Raw genomic sequence first — 21,377 nt, 5'->3', positions numbered from 1 at the left:
TGCTTGTCAGGTTCAACAGGAGGGCGCATGCAGACGGTGACGATCCGGATCGATGGACAGGCGGTGGAGGCCCGGGCGGGCGAGTCGGTGCTGGAGGTGCTGCAGCGTCTGGGCCATGCGCCGCCCGCGCTCTGTCATGACCCGCGCCTGCCGCCTGCGCCGCGTTGCCGCCTCTGCAGCGTCGAGATCGAAGGACAGCACGATCCCGTCAACAGCTGCGCCTTGCCGGTGAGCGAAGGCCTGGTGGTGCGCAGCGACAGCCCCGCCTTGCAGGCCTACCGCCACCAATGGCTCGAAGCCCTGGGCGCGCATTGCCGCACCGAGGACCTGGAGCGCCACCCGCAGAAGGCCTTGCACCAGGCGCTGCGCGCCCAAGGCATTGCGCCGAGCGGGCAGGGCAGTCGCGTGGATGACTCCCACCCGTTGATCCACGTCGACCTGGCGCGCTGCATCAGCTGCCAGCGCTGCGTGCGCGTCTGCCATGAGCTGCAGGGGCAGGATGTCTGGCACCAGCTGGGCCGCGGCGAGGGGGTGCAGCTGGTACCGGACTCCGGTGGCAGCCTGGGGGCCAGCCATTGCGTGGCCTGCGGCGCCTGCGTGGACGCCTGCCCAACGGCGGCCTTGGTTGACGCCGGCGGCCTGCAGCCCGAGCGCGCCGAGCGCTGGACGCGCAGCGTCTGCTCCTACTGCGGTGTGGGCTGCGAGCTGGAACTGGGCACGGTGGATGAGCAGGTTGTGGGCGTGCGTCCGGTGCTGGCGGCGCCCGTCAACAAGGGGCATCTGTGCGTCAAGGGCCGCTACGGCCAGGGTTTTGCGCAGTCGTCGCGCCGTGTGCTCACGCCCATGCTCAGGCGCGAAGGCGGCTGGGAAGCCTGCAGCTGGGACGAGGCCCTGGACGAGGTGGCGCGCCGCCTGCTGGCGCTGCAGGCCGCGCACGGCGCCGACAGCTTGGGCGTGCTGGGCTCGGCCCGCGCCACGAACGAGGACAACTACCTCACCGCCAAGTTCGCCCGCCACGTGCTGGGCACGCACAACGTTGATTGCTGCGCCCGCGTGTGCCACGCGCCCTCGGCCGCCGCGCTCAAGACCCTGCTGGGCACCGGTGCCGCCACCAGCTCCTACGACGACATCGAGCGCACCCGCCTGTTCCTGGTGGCCGGTGCGAACCCGAACGAGAACCATCCCGTGGTGGGCGCGCGCATCCGCCAACAGCTGCGGCGCGGTGCGGCGCAGGCCATCGTCATTGACCCGCGCCGCACCGAACTGGCCGAGTTGGCCAGCGTGCATCTGGCGCTGCGGCCTGGGACGAATCTGCCCTTGCTTCTGGCGATGGCCCAGGTGGTGCTGGCCGAGGGCCTGCACGATCGTGATTTCATCGCCCGGCGGGTGGATGGGCTGGAGGCCTTCGCTGCCTCGGTGCGTGAGTGGACGCCGGAGCGCGCCGCGGTGATCTGCGGCGTGGAGGCGGAGGCCATCCGCCACGCCGCGCGCCTGTATGCCGGGACGCGGCCGGCGCTGTGTTTCCATGGCCTGGGCATGACCGAGCACGGCCAGGGCACCGAGGGCGTGATGGCGCTGATCAACCTGGCGCTGCTGTGCGGCCAGATCGGCCAGCCCGGTGCCGGCCTGAACCCGCTGCGTGGCCAGAACAATGTGCAGGGCTCGGCGCACATGGGCTGCGAGCCGGGCTCGTTGGCGGGCGGCATCGCCATCGAGGCCGGACGCACCAGAACCGAGCAGGTCTGGGGCCGGGCGCTGCCGCAGCGCCCGGGCATGAACCTGATGCAGATGCTGGATGCCGCCGAAGAAGGGCGCGTGCGCGGCCTGCTGGTGCTGGGTTACGACCTGGCGCTCAGCCTGCCGGACAGCCAGCGCAGCTGGCAGGCGCTGGAGCGCCTTGACCTGCTGGTGGTGCAGGACCTTTATCTGAACGAGACCGCGGCTCGCTTCGCCCATGTATTCCTGCCGGCCTGCAGCTCGCTCGAGAAGGAAGGCACCTTCATGAATGCCGAGCGGCGCGTGCAGCGCGTGCGGGCGGCCTTGCGGCCGCGCGGCCAGTCGCTGCCGGACTGGCAGATCCTCGGTGCGCTGGCCGCACGCATGGGGCGCGGCGAGGGCATGCAGTTCGCCAGCGCTGAGGCGATCTGGGATGAGGTGCGCCAGGTCTGGCCTGATGGCGCCGGCTTGAGCTACGCGCGGCTCGATCGGGGTGGTCTGCAATGGCCTTGCCGCGACGAAGACGATCCGGGGACCCGCCTGCTGCACGCCGAGCGCTTTGGCCACGGCGTGCGTACAACCCTGCGGCCGCTCGACTACCGGCCTTCGCCCGAAGTCTGTGACGCCGATTACCCCTGGCTGCTCAGCACCGGCCGGAACCTTTACCAGTTCAACGCCGCGACCATGAGCGGCGCCAGCGCGGTGCAGTCGATGCGACCCACCGACACGCTGGATCTTTGCGCCGCCGACGCCGAGCGCCTGGGTTTGCGCGAGGGCGAGCGCGTCCGCGTGCGCAGCCGGCGTGGCAGTGCGGAGTTGCCGCTGCGCATCGATGCGCGGCTGCGGCCCGGGCAGCTCTTCGCCACATTCCACGATCCTGCGGTGCTGCTGAATCGGCTCACCAGCTCGGAGCGGGACCGCTGGGTGCATGCGCCGGAATACAAGGTCTGTGCGGTGCAGCTCGAGCGGGTGCCGGACTGATGGGATGGCCGCGGGGCCGTGGCAGGTCGTGGGGAGACTTTTGGGTGGCTCCGGTGAGCTTCCCGTTCGACGACTTTAGCGGTTCACATAATGCACATTGTCGGCTTTATGGCGGGCAAAAAGACGGCCCCGCAGGGCCGTCAAATACGCAGGGAACTGGAGTCGAAACCTGCGTCAATGCGCCTCGTCGCTTGCCGCGCCAGCCTGAGCATCCCAATCCTCGTCGTCGTCCCACACGCTGGTGCGGTGCACGGTGGGAATGAGCGGCTTGTCGAGCGGGCGGCACACGCGCCGGCGCAGACGCGCCAGGCGTTCGGAATGGGCGACGGCCTGGGCCACGCGATCCGGGTCGACCAGCAGCGTGAAGGCGTCGATGGGGCTGAAGTCGGTGTGCGCCATGGCAATCTCCAAAGTGATGGCTGCACTCTAGGGAGCTGCCGCAGGCGCGGCCAGTCGCTGGCGGCCGAAGCCGCTGTCAGGGTTTTTCTGACACGCCTGTCGGGCGCAGGCCCATGCGCTGGGCAGCGTCACTGCGGCCGGCCTTGCGGGCAAAGTCCCAGGCGTCCAGGCCAAGGTCGTTGCGCAGCGTGGTGTCCGCCCCGCGCTTGAGCAGCACATCGGCGCTGTCCAGGCTGCCGTACCCAAAGGCCATCATCAGCGGCGTGCTGCCGTTCTCGCTGCGGGCGTTGATGTCGGCCCCCTGATCCAGGAGCCAGGCGCTGACGCCTTGACCCGGTCCGCTGCAGGCGTAGTGCAGCGCGCCCCAGGTCTTCCGCCCGCGCTTGGGCTCTACCGCGGCGCCGCGCCGCACCAAAAGCTGAGCCCAGGCCAAGCGGCCGCGCAGGGCCGCAAGCATCAGCGGCCGCTCGCCACTGGCGTTCTCGGCCTCGACATCGGTACGCGGGTCGGCCAGCAAGCCATCCAGGGCCTGGCCGGACTCGTGCATCAGCGCCCAGTGCAAGGGGCGCTGGCCGTTGGGTGCCAGCACGTTCGGGTCCATGCCGCGCAGCAAGGCCTCCAGCACCGCGCTGCGGCTGTCGAGCTCGATCATGCGGAAGAACTCGCGCAGCGGGTCCTGCTGCTGGGCACTGGCTGCCAGCGGCGCCAATGCCCACAGCAGGGTCAGCCGGCGCTTCAGCATGCGGCGGCGGGCTCCGGCAGGCGGAACAGTCGCTGGGTGTTGCGCGTGGTGAGGGCCGCCACCTCTTCCACCGGCACCCCCCAAATCTGCGCGAGCTGGGTGGCCACATGGGGCACGTAGGCCGGCTGGTTGAGTTTGCCGCGGTACGGCACCGGCGCCAGATAGGGGCTGTCGGTCTCGATCAGCACACGCTCGCGCGGCAAGGAAGCGGCCACCGCGCGCAGATCCTCGGCGTTCTTGAAGGTCAGGATGCCGCTGAAGGAAATGTGGAAACCCAGATCCACCGCGGCAGCGGCCACGGCCTGGTCTTCGGTGAAGCAATGGAAGACACCGCCCACCGTCTGGGCGCCCTCCTCCTTCAGGATCGCCAAGGTGTCGGCCGCGCTGCTGCGCGTGTGCACGATCAGCGGCTTGCCGCAGGCTTTGGCGGCACGGATGTGGACACGAAAGCGCTCGCGCTGCCATTCCATCTCGGCCACGCTGCGGCCATTCAGGCGGTAGTAGTCCAGCCCGGTCTCGCCGATGGCCAGCACCTTGGGATGCGCGGCCAGGCGCAACAGATCGGCAACGCTAGGTTCCAGCACGTCCTCGTTGTCTGGGTGCACACCCACGCTGGCCCACAGCACCTCATGCTGCTCGGCCAGGCCCAACACAGTTGGGAATTCCTCCAGCGTGGTGCAAATGCAAAGCGCCTGCTGCACCTGCGCTTGGCGCATGGCAGTCAGCAATTCGGGCAGGCGCTCGCGCAGCTCCGGGAAGCTCAGATGGCAGTGGGAATCAATGAACATGGCTAGCCGGCCCGACTGGGGCCGCGGCGCTCAGAGCGTCTGGGTGGGCTTGGACGACGAGATGCTGGTGCCCAGCAGCTCCTCGATCTTGTGCTTGACCTGGCGCGTCTTCTCGTCGTTCGGGAAGCGCACGCCCACGCCCTGGGTGCGGCCACCGGCCGCGTTGGGCGGGGTGATCCAGGCCACCTTCCCGGCCACCGGGTAGCGGGCCACGTCGTCGGGCAGCGAGACCAGTAGGAACACGTCCTCGCCGAGCTTGTATTCCCGCGTGCTGGGCACGAACAGGCCGCCATCGGCGAACAGGGAGATGTAGGCGGCATAGAGCGCGCCCTTCTCCTTGAACACAAGCTGGATCACACCGCCGCGACCGGGGGCGGAGGCGGCTTGGGCCAGGGCGGCGGCTTGGGGCTTGGCTGGGATGTCGCTCACGGCGTCGAGTGTAGTGCGGGCCTTTTGTCGGCAGCAGCGGGCCGAACATCGGATTTCAGGGCTCTTTGTGCCTGTGCTGCCAGGCTCTCCATCCACAGGCCGGGCACCAGGGGGTGCTCGCCCTTGGCGCGGGCCTCGCGCAGCTCGGTGGCCCAGCGCTGCAGGCGTGCACTGGCGGTGGGCGGCGGCAGGTGCGCGGCGCTGAAGTAGAGCGGCTCCTGACCGTGGCTGCGGCGCAACTGGTCGTGCGCCAGCCGGCCCAGCAGGTCGACCACCAGCGTCGGCCCCAGGGCTTCCCAGCCGCCTAGCTCGCCGCGCAGCATCAGCTGCGGCAGCTCGGCCAGGCGGTCGGCGCTCAGGCCGGCGCGGGCCCACTGCAGGGCCTGGCCGGGCCGGCCACCGGCCAGGCGCAATAAGGCCGTCGCATCGGCTTCGCCCAGGTCCTGTTCCCGCAGCCAGGCCAGCGCCAGCGCGGGCTCGGGCACGCCCAGGCTCAGGGTCTGGCAGCGCGAGCGGATGGTGGGCAGCAGCTCCTCGGGCGCGCCGCAGCTGAGCACGAAGCGCAGCGCGCTCCCTGGTTCCTCCAGGGTCTTGAGCAACGCGTTCGCGGCCACGGTGTTCATGGCCTCGGCGGGGTGGATGGCCAGTACCTTGGCCTGCCCCCGGCCGCTGGTGGATTGGGTGAAGCTCTGCAGGCCGCGCACTTCGTCGATGCGGATTTCCTTGCTCGGCTTGGCCTTGCCCTCGCCCGGGGCTTCCTCGAAGCCCAGTTCGACGCGCAGGGCGGCCGGCATCAGCCAGCGCAGGTCCGGGTGGCTGCCCTGCTCCACCAGATGGCAGGAGGGGCAACGCCCGCAGGCTGGTTGACCGGCGGACTGGGTTTCGCACAGCCAGGCCTGGGCCAGGGCGCGCGCCAGTTCCAGCTGGCCAAGACCCGCCGGGCCGCTGAGCAGCACCGCATGGGCGCGCCCCAGGGCCAGGGCGCGCGCCAGCGCGGGTTGCAGAAAGATCGGCAGGCTGCTCATGCTCACCAGCCGCGGCGCTGCAAGGCGGCCGCCAGTTGCGCGGCCACGCCGTCCAGACTCTGGCCCGCGTCGATGCGCTCGAACCGCTGGGGCTGCTCATCCAGCCGACGTGCGTAGGCAGCGCGCACGCGGGAGAAAAAGTCCAGGTCTTCGGCCTCGAAGCGGTCGGCGCTCCGCGCCGCGGCACGGCGGCGCGCGGCTTCGGCGGGGTCCAGGTCGAACCACAGCGTGAGGTCGGGGGTGCGGCCGGCCACGGTCCATTCCTCCAGCGCCTGCAGCTGAGCCCAAGCCACGCCGCGGCCACCACCCTGGTAAGCGAAGCTGGCGTCGGCAAAGCGGTCACACAGCACCACCTGGCCGGCGGCCAGCGCGGGCTGGATGACCTGCAGCCAATGCTCGTGGCGCGCGGCGAACACCAGCAGGGCCTCGGTCAGCGGGGCCATGGGCTGGTTCAGCACCATCTCGCGCAGGGTCTCGGCCAGCGGCGTGCCGCCGGGCTCGCGGCTGCGGCAGACGCTGGCGCCGGCCGCGCGCAGGCGTGCCTCGGTGCTTTCCAGATGCGTGGACTTGCCGGCACCGTCGATGCCTTCAAAGCTGATGAAAAGGGGACGGGTCACGGCTTGCTGAGTTGGTAGCGCTGCACGGCGCGATTGTGGTCTTCGAGGGTGGCGCTGAACTCGGAACTGCCATCGCCGCGCGCCACGAAGTACAGGGCGCTGCTGCGCTCGGGCAGCACGGCGGCGCGCAGGGACTCGCGCCCCACCAGGGCAATCGGCGTGGGCGGCAGGCCGCGCCGGGTGTAGGTGTTGAAGGGGGTGTCGGCCTGCAGATCGCGCTTGCGCAGATTGCCGTCGAAGGCCGCGCCCAGGCCGTAGATGACGGTCGGGTCGGTCTGCAGCGGCATGTTTGCGCGCAGGCGGTTGTGGAACACGGCGGCAATTCGAGCGCGCTCGGCCGCCCGGCCGGTTTCCTTTTCGACGATGGAGGCCAGGATCAGCGCCTCCTCGGGCGTTTTCAGCACGCTGTCCTGCGGCCGCAGCGCCCAGGCCTTGAGGAGTTCGCGCTCCAGCGCGTGGTGGGCCTCGCGCAGCACGGTCAGGTCGCTGACGCCGCGGCCGTAGCGGTAGGTGTCGGGGAAGAAGCGGCCTTCGGCAGCCTGACCAGGTGCGCCCAGGCGGGCCATCAGCTCGGCGTCGCTGAGCGCGCCGAGGGTCTGGCGCAGCCCGGGCGCGCGGGCCAGCGCGCCACGCAATTCGCGCATCGTCCAGCCCGGAATCAGCGCCAGCGATTCGAGCTGCTCCTCACCGCGCACCATCTTCTGCAGCAGGCGCTCCGGGCTGTCGCCGCGCTCCAGCGCATAGCTGCCGGCGCGAATCAGGCGCGCCTGGCCGCTGAGCCGGAAGCCCAGCCACAGCAGGCGCTCGTCCGTCTGCACGCCGGCCGCCACCCAGGCCTGGGCCACCTGGCGCGGGCTGCTGCCGGCCTCGATGGTGAGCTCGACCGTGTCCTGGCTCAGGCCCAGCGGCGCGCGCCACCACTGCCAGGCCAGGGCGGCTGCGGCCAGGGCCAGCAGCAGCGGCGGCAGGAGGAGAAGCAAGAGGCGTTTCATGGGGGCGCGGAGTTTGGCATGGCCGGCGCCGGCCTATGGGCTTGGGGCGCTTCTGATAATGCCGGCATGAGCACCCTCCCCCATGGCGCCTGCCGCCTCGAAGACTGGGGTCTGATCCGCGCCGAAGGCCCGGATGCAGGCGCCTTCCTGCATGGCCAGCTGACCCAATCGGTCAGCGATCTGCCCGCCGACCAGGCCCGCCTGGCCGGTTACTGCTCGGCCAAGGGCCGGCTGATGGCCAACTTCATCCTGCTGCGCGAGGGCCCCGAGGCCTTTGCGCTGCTGCTGCCGCGCGAGCTCGCGCCCGCGCTGGCCAAGCGCCTGTCGATGTTCGTGCTGCGCGCCAAGGCCAAGGTGCGCGACGCCAGCGACGAAACCCCGCTGCTGGCCGTGCTGGGTGCCCAGGTGCCGGCGGACCTGCCCGTCTGGGGCCACCGGGCCGGCTTCGTGCGCCTGCCCGATGCCCTGGGCCAGCCGCGCGCCCTGCACCTGGGCGAACTGGACGGTGCCGCCCTGCCCCGCGCCGCCTGGGACTGGAGCGAGCTGCACGCCGGCCTGGCCTGGGTGCGCAGCGCCACCGCCGAGCACTTCGTGCCGCAGATGCTGAACTGGGAGCTGGTGGGCGGCGTGAACTTCCAGAAGGGCTGCTACCCCGGCCAGGAGGTGGTGGCGCGCAGCCAGTACCGCGGCACCGTGAAGCGCCGTACCCAACTGCTGCTGGGCGCCAGCGCGGCGCCGGGCAGCGAGCTGTTTGCCGGGCCCGAGCGCGAGCAGCCGGTGGGCGAGGTGGTGATGGGCGCCTGCTGGGAAAACCAGGCCGGCGTGCTTGCCGAGGTGCAGCTGGCCGCCTGGGAGTCGGAGGCCGTGCTGCAGCTGGCCGATGGCCGCACGCTGCAGCGCGCCGCCCTGCCCTATGCCGTGAAGGCCCCGGAGTGAGCGCCGCCACCCCCCGCATGGCCAGCCCGGTGCGCCTGCACGTCTACTTCAAGCTCGATCTGCAGGAGGCCGAGGCCTGGCGCGGGCGCTGGCGCGCCGCCGCCCGCCAGGCCGCCGAGGCCGTGCCGGGCGTGCACCTGGTGCTGAGCGAGCGCCCCGAGGAGCGCATGACCTGGATGGAGAGCTACAGCGGCCAGAGCCCGCAGCAGATGGCCGATGCCGAGGCCATGGTGGCGCGGGCCATGGCCGAGCTGGCGCAGGAGCGCCACCGCGAGGTCTTCGTCGAGACCTTCCGCACCTGACCTGTTCAGATGGTCTTGAGCATCTCCTGGTGCTCGATGCCCGCCTCTTCAAACGGCAGCCCGCGCGGCGCAAAGCCGGCGCGGCGGTAGAAGCCCACGGCGCTGGCCTGGGCGTGCAGCAGCACCTGGCGGTAGCCCTCGCGGCGCGCGGCCTGCATCAAGGCTTCCAGCACCTGGGCGCCCACGCCGGTGCCGCGCGCGGCGGCCAGCACCGCCATGCGGCCGATCTTGGCCGTGCCCGGCACATGCTCCAGCAGGCGGCCGGTGCCCAGGGCCTGGCCGAGGCGGTTGTAGGCCACCGCGTGCGTGCACGCGGGGTCGGCCTGGTCCCATTCCAGATCGGCCGGGATGCCCTGCTCGCGCACGAAAACCGCCTGGCGGATCGGCTGGGCGTCCGCCCCCAGCTCGGCCCAGCCGCCTACCTGCACGGCCAGCATGGGCTCGCCCGCCTCAAAGGCCTGCAGCGCGGCGCGCAAGCCTTCGGGCACGGGCACGGGTTGCAGCGCCGTGGCCCCCTCGCGCCCCACCATCACATAGCGCAACCGGGCCTTGAGCAGGCACTGCGCGCCGCGCAGCAACTCGGCCTCGAAACGCAGGCTGGTGCGGCCGGCCTCGACAAAGCGCAGCCGACCCTGCAGCACCTCGTCGAAGCGTGCGGGCGCCAGGAAGTCGAGCTCGGTGCTGCGCAGCACCAGGTCGGCGCCCAGGCGCTCGAAGGCGCTGGGGTACGGCAGGCCCAGCATGCGCCAGTAGCCGCTGCTGGCGGTGTCCAGGTAGTTCAGGTAGTGGCCGTTGAAGACGATGCCCTGGGCATCGACCTCGCTCCAGCGCACGCGCAGGGTTTCGGAATGGCGGAAGCTCATCGGCGGTCTCCAAAGGCCTCGCGCAGGGCCCGGGCGGCCACGTCCTGGGCGCTCAGGGCCTCGGGAATCATGCGGCCCATCTTGATGAAATCGTGCGTGACGCCGCGGTACAGCTCCAGCTCCACCGGCACGCCAGCGGCGCGCAGGGTGTCGGCGTAGGCCAGGCCTTCGTCCACCAGCGGGTCGGCCTCGGCCAGGATCACGCAGGCCGGTGCCAGGCCTTCGTGGTCCTGGGCATGCAGCGGGGCGAAGCGCCAGTCGTCCTTGTCGGCATCCTCGATGTAGTGGGCGAAGAACCAGGCGATCGCCTCGGCGTCGAGCAGATAGCCCTTGGCGAAGCGCGCGTGGCTTTCCGTGTCGGCGCGGGCGCAGGTGCCGGGGGTGATCAGCAGCTGCAGGGCCAGGGGCAGGCCAGCGTCGCGCGCCATCAGCGCGCACACCGCCGCCAGCGTGCCGCCGGCGCTGTCGCCCCCCACCGCGAGGCGGCTGCCGTCCAGCCCCAGCGTCTCGGCCAGGGCCGGCAGCCCGCGCAGCGCGGCAAAACTGTCATCCACGGCGGCGGGGAAGCGGTGCTCGGGGGCCAGGCGGTAATCCAGCGCCAGCACGGCGCAACCGGCGCGCAGCGCGAACTGGCGGCACAGGCTGTCATGGGTTTCCAGGTCGCCGATGGTGAAGCCGCCGCCGTGCAGGTACAGCAGCACTGGCAGGCGCGCCGCACTGGGCGCATAGAGCCGGGCTGCCAGCGCTCCCGCGGGGCCGGGCAAGTGCAGCTCCTCCACGCGCGCCAGCGGCACGCGCGGCAGGTCGAGGATCTCCGCCCCCATCCGGTACGCGATCCGCGCCTGTTGCGGGCTCATCGAGTGGTAGGCCGGTCGGTTGGCGCGGTGGATGCGGGCCAGCAGTTCGGCCATGCGCGGCGTCAGCATGGCGGGGTGGGATCCAGGTGCAAAAGCGGGGCCGCATTGTGCGGCCGCGCGCTCCGGGCTCACTCGATCTGCGGGCCACCCAGGGCGCGGGCGTCGTAGAAGGCTTCGAACTGCGGCTGCTGCTGGCTGCGCAGGGGTTCCGGCAACCAACGAATGTAGGCCTCGCGGTAGCTGCGCGAGGCAGCGGCCTGGCGGATCGCCAGGTCAATGGCGGTGATGGCCGCGAGCCCCCAGGGCGTGCGCGGGCAGGCCACATAGCCCAGCCCCCAATCACCAGCCTCCTGCAACGGCAGCGCGGCCAAGGGTTCGCGCAGACGGCCCTGACGGCGCAGGTATTCGATGGTGTGTGCGAAGTCCAGCGTGTAGTCAACACGCCCCGCCGCCACCATCTCGGCCATCTGGCCGATACGTGAAGTGGAGTCGCGCGGCAGCGCCCGCGAGCCGACCAGCAACGGATCCAGTTGGGAGCCATAGCTGCGATCGACTTCCAGCCTGCCGCGCAGATCGGACCGCTCCAGCAAGGCCTTCAGCGAGGCACGACCGTCCGCACCCAGGTACCGCTCCGCACCCTTGGCCCGCACCACCAGCACCGGCGGTGCCACCCGCAGATGCGGCGTGAAGTAAGCCAGCGCGATGCGTTCGGGCGTCTTGAGTGCGGCTGCGCTGCACAGCGGCCGACCTTCGGCCATAGCACGCCACAGGCGGCGCGAATTGAGCGCCTCAAAGCGGTGTTGGTAAGCGGGCAAGCGTGCGATCAGCTCCGCCATCACTCGGTCGACCTGCCCCTCGCCCAAATCGGCCGGCTGACTGGGTGGCTGGCCCTTGGCGAAGATGAAGAGCGGCGGCCAATCCGTCACGAACCAGCTCAGCTCCGGCTGTGCATGCGCCACCAGTGGCAGCCAGGCGGCCCACACCAGCCGCAGGGCGCGCTTGAGAGTGGACGAGGGTCGGATGCCCATGGCTGGCCTGGCAATCTGAAGGGCCAATGATGCCCGAAGCCCGCTCACCGCACCTCGACGCGCCGGTGCTCAAAACGCCCCGCCTCGTCCACCACGCTGAGCCGGTGACGCCCCGGCGTGAGCTCCAGCTGCACCGCGCTGCCCACCGGGCCGCGCGCCACCAGGCGATCGTCCAGCAGCCAGTACAGCGCCCCGCCCTGCCCCAGGGTGCGCAGGGCCAGCTTCACCGTCGCCTGGCCGGGGGTGGGCCGCAGGCGGGCGCCGTCGTCCAGGCCTTCGAGCTGCCAGGCGCGCGCCTGGGCGCGGGCGCAGGGCGGTGCAGGCGGGGGTTGCTGCTCGGCGCTGAGCCAGGGCGCCAGCGCCAGCGGCCAGCGCAGCCACACGCCGCAGGGCAGTTCCTGGCGCAGCGGGCTGGGGTCCAGACGGTCGGGCAAGGTGGGCGGGGCGCTGTGCTGCAGCAAAAAGGCGCTGCGGCGCTCAAGGCAGTCGGTCGGGGCGGCGGCACTGGCCAGGCCGCCCAGCGGCCAGCAGATGAGCGCCTGCCCCACCGTGGCGGGCGGCGCGGGGCGCGGGCCTTGGTCTTCGGGCAGCACGGCCAGCAGCTCGTGCAGCAGAGGCGCGGCGGTGTTGGCGCCGAAGTGGCCGGGGTTGGGCGTGCCATCGGGCCGGCCCACCCACACGCCCACGGTGAAGCGCTGCGTCACCCCGACGGCCCAGGCGTCGCGAAAGCCGAAGCTGGTGCCCGTCTTCCAGGCCAGGCGCCGCGGCTGTTCCTGGAAGGGGCGCCCCGGCTGGCCGCCGGTTTCCAGGATCTCGCGCACGATGAAGGCCGCGCCCTCGCTCATCAGCCGGGTTTCACGCCGGGGGGCTTGCGGGTGCAGGCGTGGCTGGCCAGCCAGGCCACCGCGCGCCAGCGCCCGGTAGGCGCCCACCAGTTCTTCCAGCGTGGTGCCGGCACCACCCAGGATCAGGCTGAGGTTGGCCTGGGCCTGGCGGCTGGGCAGGCGCAGGCGCAGGCCGGCGCTGCGCAGATGGCTGGCAAAGCGCTCGGGGCCCAGGCGCTCCAGCAGGTCCACCGCCGGCACATTGAGCGAGCGGCGCAGCGCCTCGGCCGCGCTCACCGGGCCGGCGAAATCGGCCTGGAAATTGCCCGGCGCATAACCACCGAAGCTCTGCGGCGCGTCCACCAGCAGGCTTTCGGAGTGGATCAGGCCGTCGTCCAACGCTAGCGCGTACAGAAAGGGCTTGAGCGTGCTGCCGGGCGAGCGCACGCCGCGCACCATGTCCACATGGGCGGCGCGGCTGGGGTCGCTGAAGTCGGCGCTGCCGGCGTAGGCCAGCACCTCCAGGCTGTCGTTGTCCAGCACCAGGGCGGCCATCGAGACCTTGGCCGGCAGGCTGGCCACGCGGTCGGCCAGCAGGCGTTCCACGCCGGTCTGCAGTTCGGGGTCCAGGGTGCTGAGCACGCGGCCGGCGCGGCGCTCGGCCAGCGGCGCCTGGCGGCGCAGGCGCTCGGCCGCCAGCGGGGCCAGCCAGCGCGCGCGCAAGGGAGCCGCTGCCACCTGCTCCTGGCGGGCCTCGGCCACGGTCTGCGCGTCCCAGATGCCCTGCTCCTGCAGGCGCGCCAGCACACGGTCGCGGGCGGCCTGGGCGCTGGCGGCGGCGCGGTCCGGGCGAAGGCGGGTGGGCGCGCGCGGCAAGGCGGCCAGCAAGGCGGCTTCGGCGTGGCTCAGCGTGCGGCTGGGCCGGCCCAGGTAGAGGCGGCTGGCCATCTCCACGCCCTCAACGATGCCGCCCATCGGCGCATGGTTCAGGTAGAGGGTCAGGATCTCGCGCTTGGACAGGCGCAGTTCCAACTGCAGCGCGCGCAGGATCTGCAGCGCCTTGGCGCGCACGCTGCGTTCGGCCAGGCGCGGCTCCAGGATGCGCGCCACCTGCATGGTGAGCGTGGAGCCACCCGAGACGATGCGCCCGGCGCGCGCCCACTGCCAGCCCGCCCGCGCCAGCGCCCAGGGGTTGACGCCGGGGTGCCCGTAGAAGGCCTGGTCCTCATAGCCCAGCAGGGCCTGCAGATAGAGCGGCGAGACCTCCTCCAACTGCACCGGCTGGCGCCAGGCGCCATCGCGGCTGGGCCAGGCGCGCAGCGGGCTGGCGTCGCGCGCCAGCACCACCAGGCCCTGGCCGGCCCCGGCCTGCTCTTTCGGCAGCGGGGGCGGGAACAGCAGGTCCAGCGCCAGCAGCAGGGCCAGCAGGGTGGCCAGCGCCAGCTCCCACCGGCGCGCGCGGGTCATGCCGGCTTCATGCCTGCGTCAGCTCGCCCCAGCGGTGGCGCGCCAGGCGCAGCAGCAGCAGGGCGGCGACCAGGGTCACGCCCAGGGTCAGGTAGCCCAGAAGGTTCTGCATGGTCTCGGTGCCCACCCCGGTCCAGCGGCCCAGCGGGGCCGGGAAATTGCGCGCATAGATCAGCAGCAGGCCCAGCGCCACCCAGGGCGCCACGCGCAGCGCGGCCTCGCGCGCCAGCAGTGCGCAGGCCGCCAGCAACACCAGGGCCGCCGCCACGAAGCCCACGGTGAAGAAGGTGTTGACGATGCCCTGCGCCGCCCCCAGATGGCTGCCGGCAAAGTGGAAGGCCCACCAGGCCAGGCAGATCGCCGTCAGGCCCCAGCAAACCCAGCGCGCACGGCGGGCGGCTGAATCCGGACCTTCCTCGCCGGCCTTGGGCGGGCGGATCCACAGCAACACGACCAGGTTCAGCAGGCCCACCGCCGCGTCGATGTAGAGCGTCTTGGGGTAGCCCACGGCCTCGGCCGCGGCGCCCTGCCAGGTGGCGCTGTAGGCGATGGCCAGATTGGCCAGCGCCATGTAAGCGGTGAACTGGGTGGCCGCCACCTTGGGGTTGGTGACGTCCATCATGATGGCCGAGCGGGTGCCGTACATCAGGCCCAGGAAGAAGTTGTAGACCAGCGTGGTGGCCCAGAGCGCGCTGACCAGCACCGCATCCACCGGTGCGCTACCGGGCGCACGCGGCATCACATAGCCCTGGCGCTCCAGCACATAGGCCATGTACACCGCCGGCAGACTCATCAAGCCCAGGTACACGAACAGGGTGCTGCGCCGGCCCAGTTTGTCGGACAGCCAACCGCCGGCCACCATGGCCACGGCGGAGATCAGATTGCTCCAGAACTCGAGCTGCGCCGTCTGGTTTTCGTCCAGCCCAAACTCCGCCGAGAGGCTGGAGCGCAGCGAAAGCCCCAGTGCCATGGCGCCAGCCGGCAAGAGCGAGAACCACACGCCGGCAAAGGCGCCACGCGTACCCAAGAACGACTTGAAGGCTTCGACCGAGAAGGCCTTCATTTCGGCGGCGGCCTTGCGCAGGCCGCGCGCTTGTTCGCCAAACTGGTCCGCCGCCTGACCGGCGGCCTGCACCACCGCCTCCTTCATCGGCCACACCACCAGGCCGGTGACGCTGAGGATGGCCAGCGCCACGAAGAAGTAGGTGGCCTGGAAGCCGGTGTAGGGCACCAGGAAGAGCACCCCGCTGCCGCCGATGGCCTGACCCACCGCCGCGCCGGCAAACATCAGGCCATTGGCCAGGCCGCGCTCGTCTTCCTGCAAGGTGTTGCAGGCCAGCGCGTCGATGGCAACGTCCTGCATGGCCGAAAAGGTGTTGTGCACCAGCAGGATGGCGGTGAACAGCCAGAGCTGGTCCGGCAGCTTGACGCCCACCAGCACCGCCAGCGTGGCCGCCATCACCAACTGCGTGCCCAGGATCCAGGCACGGCGGTGGCCGAAACGCCGCGAACGGAACACGTCCACCAGCGGGCCGAAGGCCCACTTGAAGGCCCAAGGCAGGTAGAACGAACCCACAAAGGCCCCGATCTCCGCCGGGCCCACCCCGAGCTTGCGCAGGTAATAGGCCACCGCCGTGGCCGCAAAGCCAAGCGGAATGCCCTCGGTGACATAGAGCGCAAAAAAGGCCGCGAGGCGGCCTTTGCGGGTGGCGAGCAGATTGGGAAGCATCGGGAAGGTGCGGCAAGGGCCGCTGAAGTGCTGTCGCGCGAGGCGCGAAAGACGCAATTTTCGGGCGGCGCCCGGGGCTGGATGGGGCGGGCTTGCCCGGGGCTCCTTGCCCCGGCCTGGCCCGCCCGGTGGATCAGCGCCGCAGGTCTTCGATCACCACCGTGCCGCCGCTACGGCCCACGCCGCGCAGCTCGGGGCGGTACATGTCTTCGGCAAAGGGTGCCGGCACCGTGAAGCGGCCCGGGCTCACCACCCGCAGCAGGTAGTACACCGTCACCCAGTCCGGCCCCAGTTCGGCGGCAGCCACGTAGCGGTCGTCGCGGAACTCGCGGTGCTTGATGCGCTGATCCTGCGCGGCTTCGAGCAGCTGCTGGCCGTTGGCCACCATCGATTCGACGCCGCCCTGGCTGAGATTGAGGTTCTCGATCTCCAGCCCGGCCGGCACGTGGTCGACGATGAGCGCGTCTTTGATGGCCGTCTTGCTGCGCGCCTGCACGCGCACCAGCAGCATCTCGCCAACCTTCAGCGTGCGGCCGTTGTAGGCGCGGCCATCGGCCTCCAGCCATTGGCGGCTCAGCTCGATCACATCGTCGCGGAAGGTCGGCGCCTGCAGCGGGAAGCCGCTGCCTTCCAGCTCGACGAAGAGCGGGCTGGCGCCGCTGTTGCTCAGGCTTACGCCGGCGGCGATCTGGGCCGGCTCATACGTGCGCATCTCGGTGCTGCGGCTTTCCAGCGCCTGGCTGGACTCACCGGCCTTCAGCAGCGCGGTCCACGGACCTTCGCGCTTCAGGCCACCAGCCGCGCGGGCGGCCTGCACCAGCGCGATCTTTTCCTGCGTGCTGCTCCAGTGCCGATTGCCCAGGCGGTCGGCGGCGTCGAACAGCAGCTGCTCGCGCTGCGGGTGCTGCAGCTCGTGGCGATGCATCAGCGCGTAGGCCATGGCGTAGTCGCGCACGGCGGAGCCGTAGTCGCCCAGCCATTCACTCCACCAGTAGCCGGGCAGGTCGCGCGGCAGGATGCCGTAGGACCGCTTCATCGCGTCGTCCAGCGCTTCCTTGGCACGGCGCTCGTCGCCCATCAGCTTCAACGCGGCCGACAGGTGCAGCAACGGCAACGGCGAGCGCGCACGGTCGCGCACGTTGTCGTGCAGGTAGCGCAGGGTCGAGAGCGGCGCCTTCTGCTCGCGCGCGAGCTGGTAGCCGATGTGGGCCAGCTCGGCAAAGCGGCGGTGGCTGTCGCGCACCAGCTCGTAATCGCGCCAGTTGAAGCTGGCGGCATTGCCCTTGGTCAACAGATCGAACTTGAGCTCCTTGGGCAGGCCGGGGAAGCGGTTTGGCGCCTGCGCCAGCTCGCCCTGCATCCACTGAATGGCGCGGGTCTGCAGGCTCTCGGGCACCTTGAAGCCGGCCGCCTTGGCGTCCTGCAGGAAGCCCAGCACATAGGCGCTGATGTAACCCTCGTAGTAAGAGCCACTGCCCCACAGGGTGAAGCCGCCATTGCTGGCCTGCATGCCGGCGATGCGGCCCAGCGCCCCTTCCACGAACGCCTGGCGCTCGGCCAGCGTGCGCGGCTTGAGGCCCCAGGCCTTGGCCGCGGCCTCGTCCACGAACAGATGCGGGTAGGCCGCGCTGGTGGTCTGCTCCAGACAGCCGTAGGGGTAGTCCAGCAGGCCCTGCACGAGCTTGCCGATGTGCAGCGGCGGGTTGTCGCTGACGCTCATCGACACCTGGCTGCTGCTGGGGTGGAAGCGCTGGATCAGGCTGGTGTCCAGACGCGTGCTCTCGCCCTGGGCCAGACGCAGGCGTCGGCCCTCGCGTTCCATGCTGTACGGCGGCTGCACCTGCAGCCAGCTCTCGCGCTTGAGCTTGATGCCACTGGCGGTACTGACGTTCAGCGTGATCTTGGCCAAGCCATAGGGGCCGTTCGCCTCCACCGGGAAGCGCAGGATCTGGCGCTGCTTGTCCTTCAGCTGCAGCGGCGCCGAATTGCCGCCGAGCTTGAGCGGTGCGGCGCCTTCGATGGCCACATTCACCGTCTGCGCCTGGCCGCTGAGGTTGGTCACGTCCAGCGCAATCTGCGCCTGGTCACCCGGGGCGATGAAACGCGGCGTGCTCAGCTCGGCCACGATGGGCGCGGCGCTCACCAGCTCGGCCTGTGCCTTGCCGTAGCGCTCGCCGTTGGCGGCCACGGCCATCAGCCGCAGCGTGCCGTTGAAATCGGGGATGTCCAGCATCACCGTGGCCTCGCCCTTGGCGTCCAGGTTCACCGGGCCACTGAACAGGTCCACCAGCTTGACCTTCTTGGGCAAGCTCTGCGTGTCGCGCGCGGCGGCGTCGCCACCCCACTTCAGGCGCGCCAGCTGGCCGTCCATCTTCTCGATCAGCTTGCCGTACAGGTCCAGCCATTCAGGCGCGAAGCGGTGCTTGCCGAAGAAGAAGTCGAAGGCGTCGGGCGTGGCGTAGCGGGTGATGTTGAGGATGCCCACATCCACGGCGGAGACGGTGACCCAGGCCTCCTTCGGGGCGCCTTCCACCTTGATCTTCACCGGCACCTTGCGCTCGGGCTCGGTCTTGGCCGGCGCCTGCAGGGCGATCTTGAGCTTGCGGTCCTCGCGCGCCAGCGGCAGGTGCAGCAGGCCCACGGCGCGCGCCGGGGTCACGCGGTCGCCCTGGCTGCCGGGGCGGAAGGCGGTGACGGTGGCGTAGAGGTCGTGGCGCGCCCACTCGGGCTTGGTGTCGATGGGAATCTGCACCTCCGAGCCGCTGGCCGACACGCTGATGCGCTTCGTCCACAGCAGCGCGTCGCCGCTTTGCACCGTCACCAGGGCTTCGCCGTCGTGCGGGGGCTTGATCTTCAGCGTGGCACTCTGGCCCGCCTGCAGCGGCGCCTTCACCCACTGCAGCTGTACACGGTCGGGGCGGTTGCCCAGGCGTTCGGCTTCCTGTGCGCCCCAGCCGGCGTAAAAGCGGTAGCGCGCCGCCAGACCCGTGGCTGGGTCCTGCAGCTCCAGGCGGTAGCGGCCGTACTTCACCGGCAGCAGCAGGGGCGTACGGGTGGCGGCCAGGTCCAGGCTCTGGCTCTGAACCAGCTCATCGGTCTCGATGAAGCCGCTCTGCCAGCCGCGGTTCTCGTCAAAGCGCCAGTGGTATTGGCGGTCTTCGCGCAGCAGCTTGAGCTTGATGCCTTTCAACGGCTGTGGCTTGCCCTGCGGGTCCACGCGGATCAGCTCGAAGCCGGCCTTGCTGTCCTCGCCCGCCACCTCGCTGTCGAACAGCGGGCGGATGCCGATCAATTGCGCGGCGGGCCAGACCTGCCGCTCGATCGAGCGCACCACCGGCCGGCCGCCCGACTCCAGCAGGCTGAAGCTCCCCAGCACCTTCATCGGGCTCTTGGCCTCGGCCGGCACCGGCAGGGTGATCTGGGCCTTTCCTTCGTCGTCCAACGCCTCGTCGCTGACCTGCTGGCGGCTCTTGTGGCCATCGTCGGCAAAGTCGCCAAAGTAGAAGCCCGGCCAGGCCTTGGGCAGGGCCTCGCGCTGGCGCTCGGCGGCGGCCTGCACGATCAGGCGGTTGCCGGCGGCCGGGGCGCCGTAGAGGTAGTCGCCCTGCACGGCGACCACAAAGTCTTCGCCCGGGGCCAGCACCTGGGCCTCGTTCTTCAGTTCGAGCTTCATGCGCTCAGGCAGGAACTCCTCCACCTGGAAGCTCCAGCTGTGCATGGGCTCGGTGGCGGCCGGGTCGAGGCGCAGCTCGGCCGTCCAGCGGCCGGTCTGGGCATCGGCGCTGAGCTGCACCGCGTGCTGCAAGTAGCCGGGGCGCTTGGGGTCAGGCTGCCAGCTTTCCTGGCTCACCGTGCGGCCGTCGGGGCGCTTCAGCGTCACGGCGATGGGTTGCGGCGGCAGCAGCTTGCCGTCGGGGTCGCGCGCCAGCACCGAAAGCGTGAACCGCTCTCCGGGGCGATACAGGTCGCGCCCGGCGTAGGCAAACAGCTTGGCATTGCGCGAGGCATGGCCGCCGATGTCGAACTCGCTCAGGTCCAGGCCGGTCTCGCCCAGGCGCAGCGCGCTCATCTCGTTGCCGCGGCGCGCCACGGCCAGCACGGCGTCGGCCGGCACGGCGGGGAAGCGGGCATGGCCATCGCCATCCACCGGCGCAACAGCGCGCACGCGGGCGTGTTGATCGAGCAGCTCCACCCGCACATCGCCCAGCGCCTTGCCGCTCTTCAGCGAGGTGGCAAACGCACTCATGCCGCCGCCTTGGCGCTGCAGTTGCAGGCCGATGTCGCTGACGTAGAAATGGCTCACCTGGTACTGCTTGCCAAAGCGCCCGGGCTCGCTCATCACGGCGATGTAGACGCCGGGCTGCTGCAGTTCCTTGATGTGCTCCACCGGCAGGAAGCTGACGCGGCGAGCCTCGGGCTTCGCTTCAGTCTGATAGCGAGCCAGATGCACCGGCTCGGTGATGGCCTTGTACTGGTCGATCTGCCAACCCGTGGCACTGCCCTTCAGGCTGCTTTCACCGCCGCCGTAGTCGCCTTCGTAGTACTCGCCCTCGCCCTCCCCCTCGCCGCGGCTCTGGCCGCCGGCCACGCGCTCCAGGAAGCGCGGCAGGGCCTGCGGCAGCACGCGCAGGAACTGCACGTCCACCTCGGGCACGTTGATGGTGACGATGGGCAGGCCGCCGTTCTGGCCGGCCGGCAGCACCGTGCCGCGGCTGGCGAAGTAATAGGCCGGGGGGGTCGACTCGATCGCCAGCTCGCAGCTCTTGGCAGCGGCCACGGGTTTGGCGTCGATGGACTTCAGCGTGGCCGCCACCTCGATGCGGTAACGGCGCTGCGGCTGGATGTTCGGAAAGAAGGCAAAGCGCGGGTTCTCACCCAGCGTCCAGCTGCCCTGCACGATGCGGCCCTCCACCGCTTGGCCTTGCGCCTGCACCGGCGCCTTGGCGGCCTGCGTGCCTTGCTCGGCGCCGTCCTGCCCCTGCGTGGGGCCGAGGTCCAGCACGCGCACATGCTTGTCGATCTCGCTCTTGGCATCCAGCGGTTGCGTGAAGCTCAGCGCCAGGGCGGGCCGCTCGTCGAAGGGGCGCACCGCGCATTCATGGGCGGCAAAGGGGGCGTCTGGGGGCAACTCCATCGTGCCGCCACCGGCCTGCGCCTGGGTTGCGGTAGGGCCGCGCGTTTCGAGGGCACGAAGCCCCAGCACGGCGCCGGCCAGAGCCGCCACCACCAACAGACCGCCAATCAATTGTTTTTTGCCGTCCATGTGCTCTCCCATGAGTCGGGCGGCATTGTGGGGCGGCAAAGACAACGGCCCCGGCTGGGGCCGTTGAATCGGGGGATCAGGGCCGGGCGGTTTGACCAACAGTCAGGGACCTGCCAGCAATTGGCCGAACTGGATGCACAGATCGAAACCCAATTGCAGCGCTTGCACCAAGCGCGGCGACAGCTACCTGGTCGGCCCTGAACAACTCAGTTCGCGCCGACTGGCACCATTGGGTCGGGCGCTAATCGCGAGCTGAGCACGCACTCGGCCAGTGCCACGACGCCGAACAAGGCCAGCAAAAGCACCCGCAGGTGCGCCAGGATCAGCCGCAGGTTGTGCCCGGCACCGCACAACAAGGCATGCATTGCGTCGCCCAGGCTGCCCTTGAGCCAGTTCCGGCGCAGCAACCCGTCGTTCTT

16 protein-coding genes and 1 pseudogene are annotated in these 21,377 nt (G+C 70.7%); 3 read left to right on the top strand and 14 right to left on the bottom strand.

Annotation, left to right across the window (positions count from 1 at the left end; genetic code table 11):
- The first annotated feature begins 27 nt into the window (after positions 1-27).
- The gene (gene fdhF, locus ACE3QP_RS16900) at positions 28-2,697 is read left to right on the top strand and encodes a formate dehydrogenase subunit alpha (protein ID WP_374437657.1); all 2,670 of its coding nucleotides are present in this window, start codon (positions 28-30) and stop codon (positions 2,695-2,697) included.
- A gap of 174 nt (positions 2,698-2,871) precedes the next feature.
- On the opposite strand, the gene ACE3QP_RS16895 is transcribed toward fdhF, so the two are convergent.
- The 7 genes from ACE3QP_RS16895 to mltG all read right to left on the bottom strand — a co-directional run bounded on the left by ACE3QP_RS16895 (position 2,872) and on the right by mltG (position 7,689).
- Positions 2,872-3,096 carry a hypothetical protein gene (locus ACE3QP_RS16895; protein ID WP_198109251.1) on the bottom strand — a complete coding sequence of 75 codons (225 nt, stop codon included), beginning with the start codon at positions 3,094-3,096 and terminating at the stop codon, positions 2,872-2,874.
- 76 nt (positions 3,097-3,172) lie between these two features.
- A complete protein-coding gene (locus ACE3QP_RS16890) occupies positions 3,173-3,838 on the bottom strand; it encodes an ankyrin repeat domain-containing protein (protein WP_374437656.1) in 666 nt (221 codons plus the stop codon).
- On the bottom strand, positions 3,832-4,626 hold the full coding sequence (locus ACE3QP_RS16885; protein WP_374437655.1) for a TatD family hydrolase: 795 nt from the start codon (positions 4,624-4,626) through the stop codon (positions 3,832-3,834). The genes ACE3QP_RS16890 and ACE3QP_RS16885 overlap by 7 nt, the downstream gene beginning before the upstream one ends.
- 30 nt (positions 4,627-4,656) lie before the next feature.
- Positions 4,657-5,046, bottom strand: a complete 390-nt coding sequence (locus ACE3QP_RS16880) for a PilZ domain-containing protein (protein ID WP_374437682.1) — start codon at positions 5,044-5,046, stop codon at positions 4,657-4,659.
- A 5-nt stretch (positions 5,047-5,051) separates the two neighbouring features.
- Positions 5,052-6,080, bottom strand: coding sequence for a DNA polymerase III subunit delta' (holB, locus tag ACE3QP_RS16875; protein WP_374437654.1), 1,029 nt, complete (start codon positions 6,078-6,080; stop codon positions 5,052-5,054).
- Positions 6,081-6,082: 2 nt separating this feature from the next.
- Entirely contained in the window at positions 6,083-6,697 is a 615-nt protein-coding gene (gene tmk / locus ACE3QP_RS16870; protein ID WP_374437653.1) for a dTMP kinase, read from the bottom strand.
- On the bottom strand, positions 6,694-7,689 hold the full coding sequence (mltG, locus tag ACE3QP_RS16865) for an endolytic transglycosylase MltG (protein ID WP_374437652.1): 996 nt from the start codon (positions 7,687-7,689) through the stop codon (positions 6,694-6,696). Before mltG ends, tmk begins: the two co-directional genes overlap by 4 nt.
- 66 nt (positions 7,690-7,755) lie before the next feature.
- On the opposite strand from mltG, the gene ACE3QP_RS16860 reads away from it, so the two are divergent.
- Both ACE3QP_RS16860 and ACE3QP_RS16855 read left to right on the top strand, forming a co-directional pair.
- Positions 7,756-8,625, top strand: a complete 870-nt coding sequence (locus ACE3QP_RS16860) for a folate-binding protein YgfZ (RefSeq protein WP_374437651.1) — start codon at positions 7,756-7,758, stop codon at positions 8,623-8,625.
- Complete coding sequence (locus ACE3QP_RS16855) at positions 8,622-8,927, top strand: DUF4936 family protein (RefSeq protein WP_374437650.1); 306 nt, start codon at positions 8,622-8,624, stop codon at positions 8,925-8,927. The genes ACE3QP_RS16860 and ACE3QP_RS16855 overlap by 4 nt, the downstream gene beginning before the upstream one ends.
- A gap of 5 nt (positions 8,928-8,932) precedes the next feature.
- On the opposite strand, the gene ACE3QP_RS16850 is transcribed toward ACE3QP_RS16855, so the two are convergent.
- From ACE3QP_RS16850 to ACE3QP_RS16820, 7 genes and pseudogenes are all read right to left on the bottom strand, one after another.
- Positions 8,933-9,790 (bottom strand): GNAT family N-acetyltransferase, encoded by an 858-nt coding sequence (locus ACE3QP_RS16850; protein ID WP_374437649.1) that lies wholly within the window; start codon positions 9,788-9,790, stop codon positions 8,933-8,935.
- Entirely contained in the window at positions 9,787-10,716 is a 930-nt protein-coding gene (locus ACE3QP_RS16845; RefSeq protein WP_374437648.1) for an alpha/beta hydrolase, read from the bottom strand. The genes ACE3QP_RS16850 and ACE3QP_RS16845 overlap by 4 nt, the downstream gene beginning before the upstream one ends.
- A gap of 59 nt (positions 10,717-10,775) precedes the next feature.
- On the bottom strand, positions 10,776-11,675 hold the full coding sequence (locus tag ACE3QP_RS16840; protein WP_374437647.1) for a TIGR02285 family protein: 900 nt from the start codon (positions 11,673-11,675) through the stop codon (positions 10,776-10,778).
- Positions 11,676-11,719: 44 nt separating this feature from the next.
- On the bottom strand, positions 11,720-13,966 hold the full coding sequence (gene pbpC, locus ACE3QP_RS16835; protein WP_374437646.1) for a penicillin-binding protein 1C: 2,247 nt from the start codon (positions 13,964-13,966) through the stop codon (positions 11,720-11,722).
- A gap of 7 nt (positions 13,967-13,973) precedes the next feature.
- Complete coding sequence (locus ACE3QP_RS16830) at positions 13,974-15,695, bottom strand: MFS transporter (protein ID WP_374437645.1); 1,722 nt, start codon at positions 15,693-15,695, stop codon at positions 13,974-13,976.
- Between the two features lie 133 nt (positions 15,696-15,828).
- Complete coding sequence (locus ACE3QP_RS16825) at positions 15,829-20,958, bottom strand: alpha-2-macroglobulin (RefSeq protein ID WP_374437644.1); 5,130 nt, start codon at positions 20,956-20,958, stop codon at positions 15,829-15,831.
- A 206-nt stretch (positions 20,959-21,164) separates the two neighbouring features.
- Positions 21,165-21,377: pseudogene (locus ACE3QP_RS16820) on the bottom strand (hypothetical protein); the annotation flags it as partial.

Origin of the sequence: Inhella sp., from assembly GCF_041912635.1 — a bacterium.
In the GTDB taxonomy this organism is placed as follows: Bacteria; Pseudomonadota; Gammaproteobacteria; order Burkholderiales; family Burkholderiaceae_C; genus Inhella.
This window is presented reverse-complemented; position numbering and strand designations above follow the sequence as displayed.

What these genes read in the sequence shown, in the direction of transcription:
- fdhF (WP_374437657.1), top strand. Translation starts at nt 28, where the DNA reads ATGCAGACGGTGACGATCCGGATCGATGGACAGGCGGTGGAGGCCCGG.
- ACE3QP_RS16895 (WP_198109251.1), bottom strand. Translation starts at nt 3,096, where the DNA reads ATGGCGCACACCGACTTCAGCCCCATCGACGCCTTCACGCTGCTGGTC.
- ACE3QP_RS16890 (WP_374437656.1), bottom strand. Translation starts at nt 3,838, where the DNA reads ATGCTGAAGCGCCGGCTGACCCTGCTGTGGGCATTGGCGCCGCTGGCA.
- ACE3QP_RS16885 (WP_374437655.1), bottom strand. Translation starts at nt 4,626, where the DNA reads ATGTTCATTGATTCCCACTGCCATCTGAGCTTCCCGGAGCTGCGCGAG.
- holB (WP_374437654.1), bottom strand. Translation starts at nt 6,080, where the DNA reads ATGAGCAGCCTGCCGATCTTTCTGCAACCCGCGCTGGCGCGCGCCCTG.
- mltG (WP_374437652.1), bottom strand. Translation starts at nt 7,689, where the DNA reads ATGAAACGCCTCTTGCTTCTCCTCCTGCCGCCGCTGCTGCTGGCCCTG.
- ACE3QP_RS16860 (WP_374437651.1), top strand. Translation starts at nt 7,756, where the DNA reads ATGAGCACCCTCCCCCATGGCGCCTGCCGCCTCGAAGACTGGGGTCTG.
- ACE3QP_RS16850 (WP_374437649.1), bottom strand. Translation starts at nt 9,790, where the DNA reads ATGAGCTTCCGCCATTCCGAAACCCTGCGCGTGCGCTGGAGCGAGGTC.
- ACE3QP_RS16845 (WP_374437648.1), bottom strand. Translation starts at nt 10,716, where the DNA reads ATGCTGACGCCGCGCATGGCCGAACTGCTGGCCCGCATCCACCGCGCC.
- ACE3QP_RS16840 (WP_374437647.1), bottom strand. Translation starts at nt 11,675, where the DNA reads ATGGGCATCCGACCCTCGTCCACTCTCAAGCGCGCCCTGCGGCTGGTG.
- pbpC (WP_374437646.1), bottom strand. Translation starts at nt 13,966, where the DNA reads ATGACCCGCGCGCGCCGGTGGGAGCTGGCGCTGGCCACCCTGCTGGCC.
- ACE3QP_RS16830 (WP_374437645.1), bottom strand. Translation starts at nt 15,695, where the DNA reads ATGCTTCCCAATCTGCTCGCCACCCGCAAAGGCCGCCTCGCGGCCTTT.
- ACE3QP_RS16825 (WP_374437644.1), bottom strand. Translation starts at nt 20,958, where the DNA reads ATGGACGGCAAAAAACAATTGATTGGCGGTCTGTTGGTGGTGGCGGCT.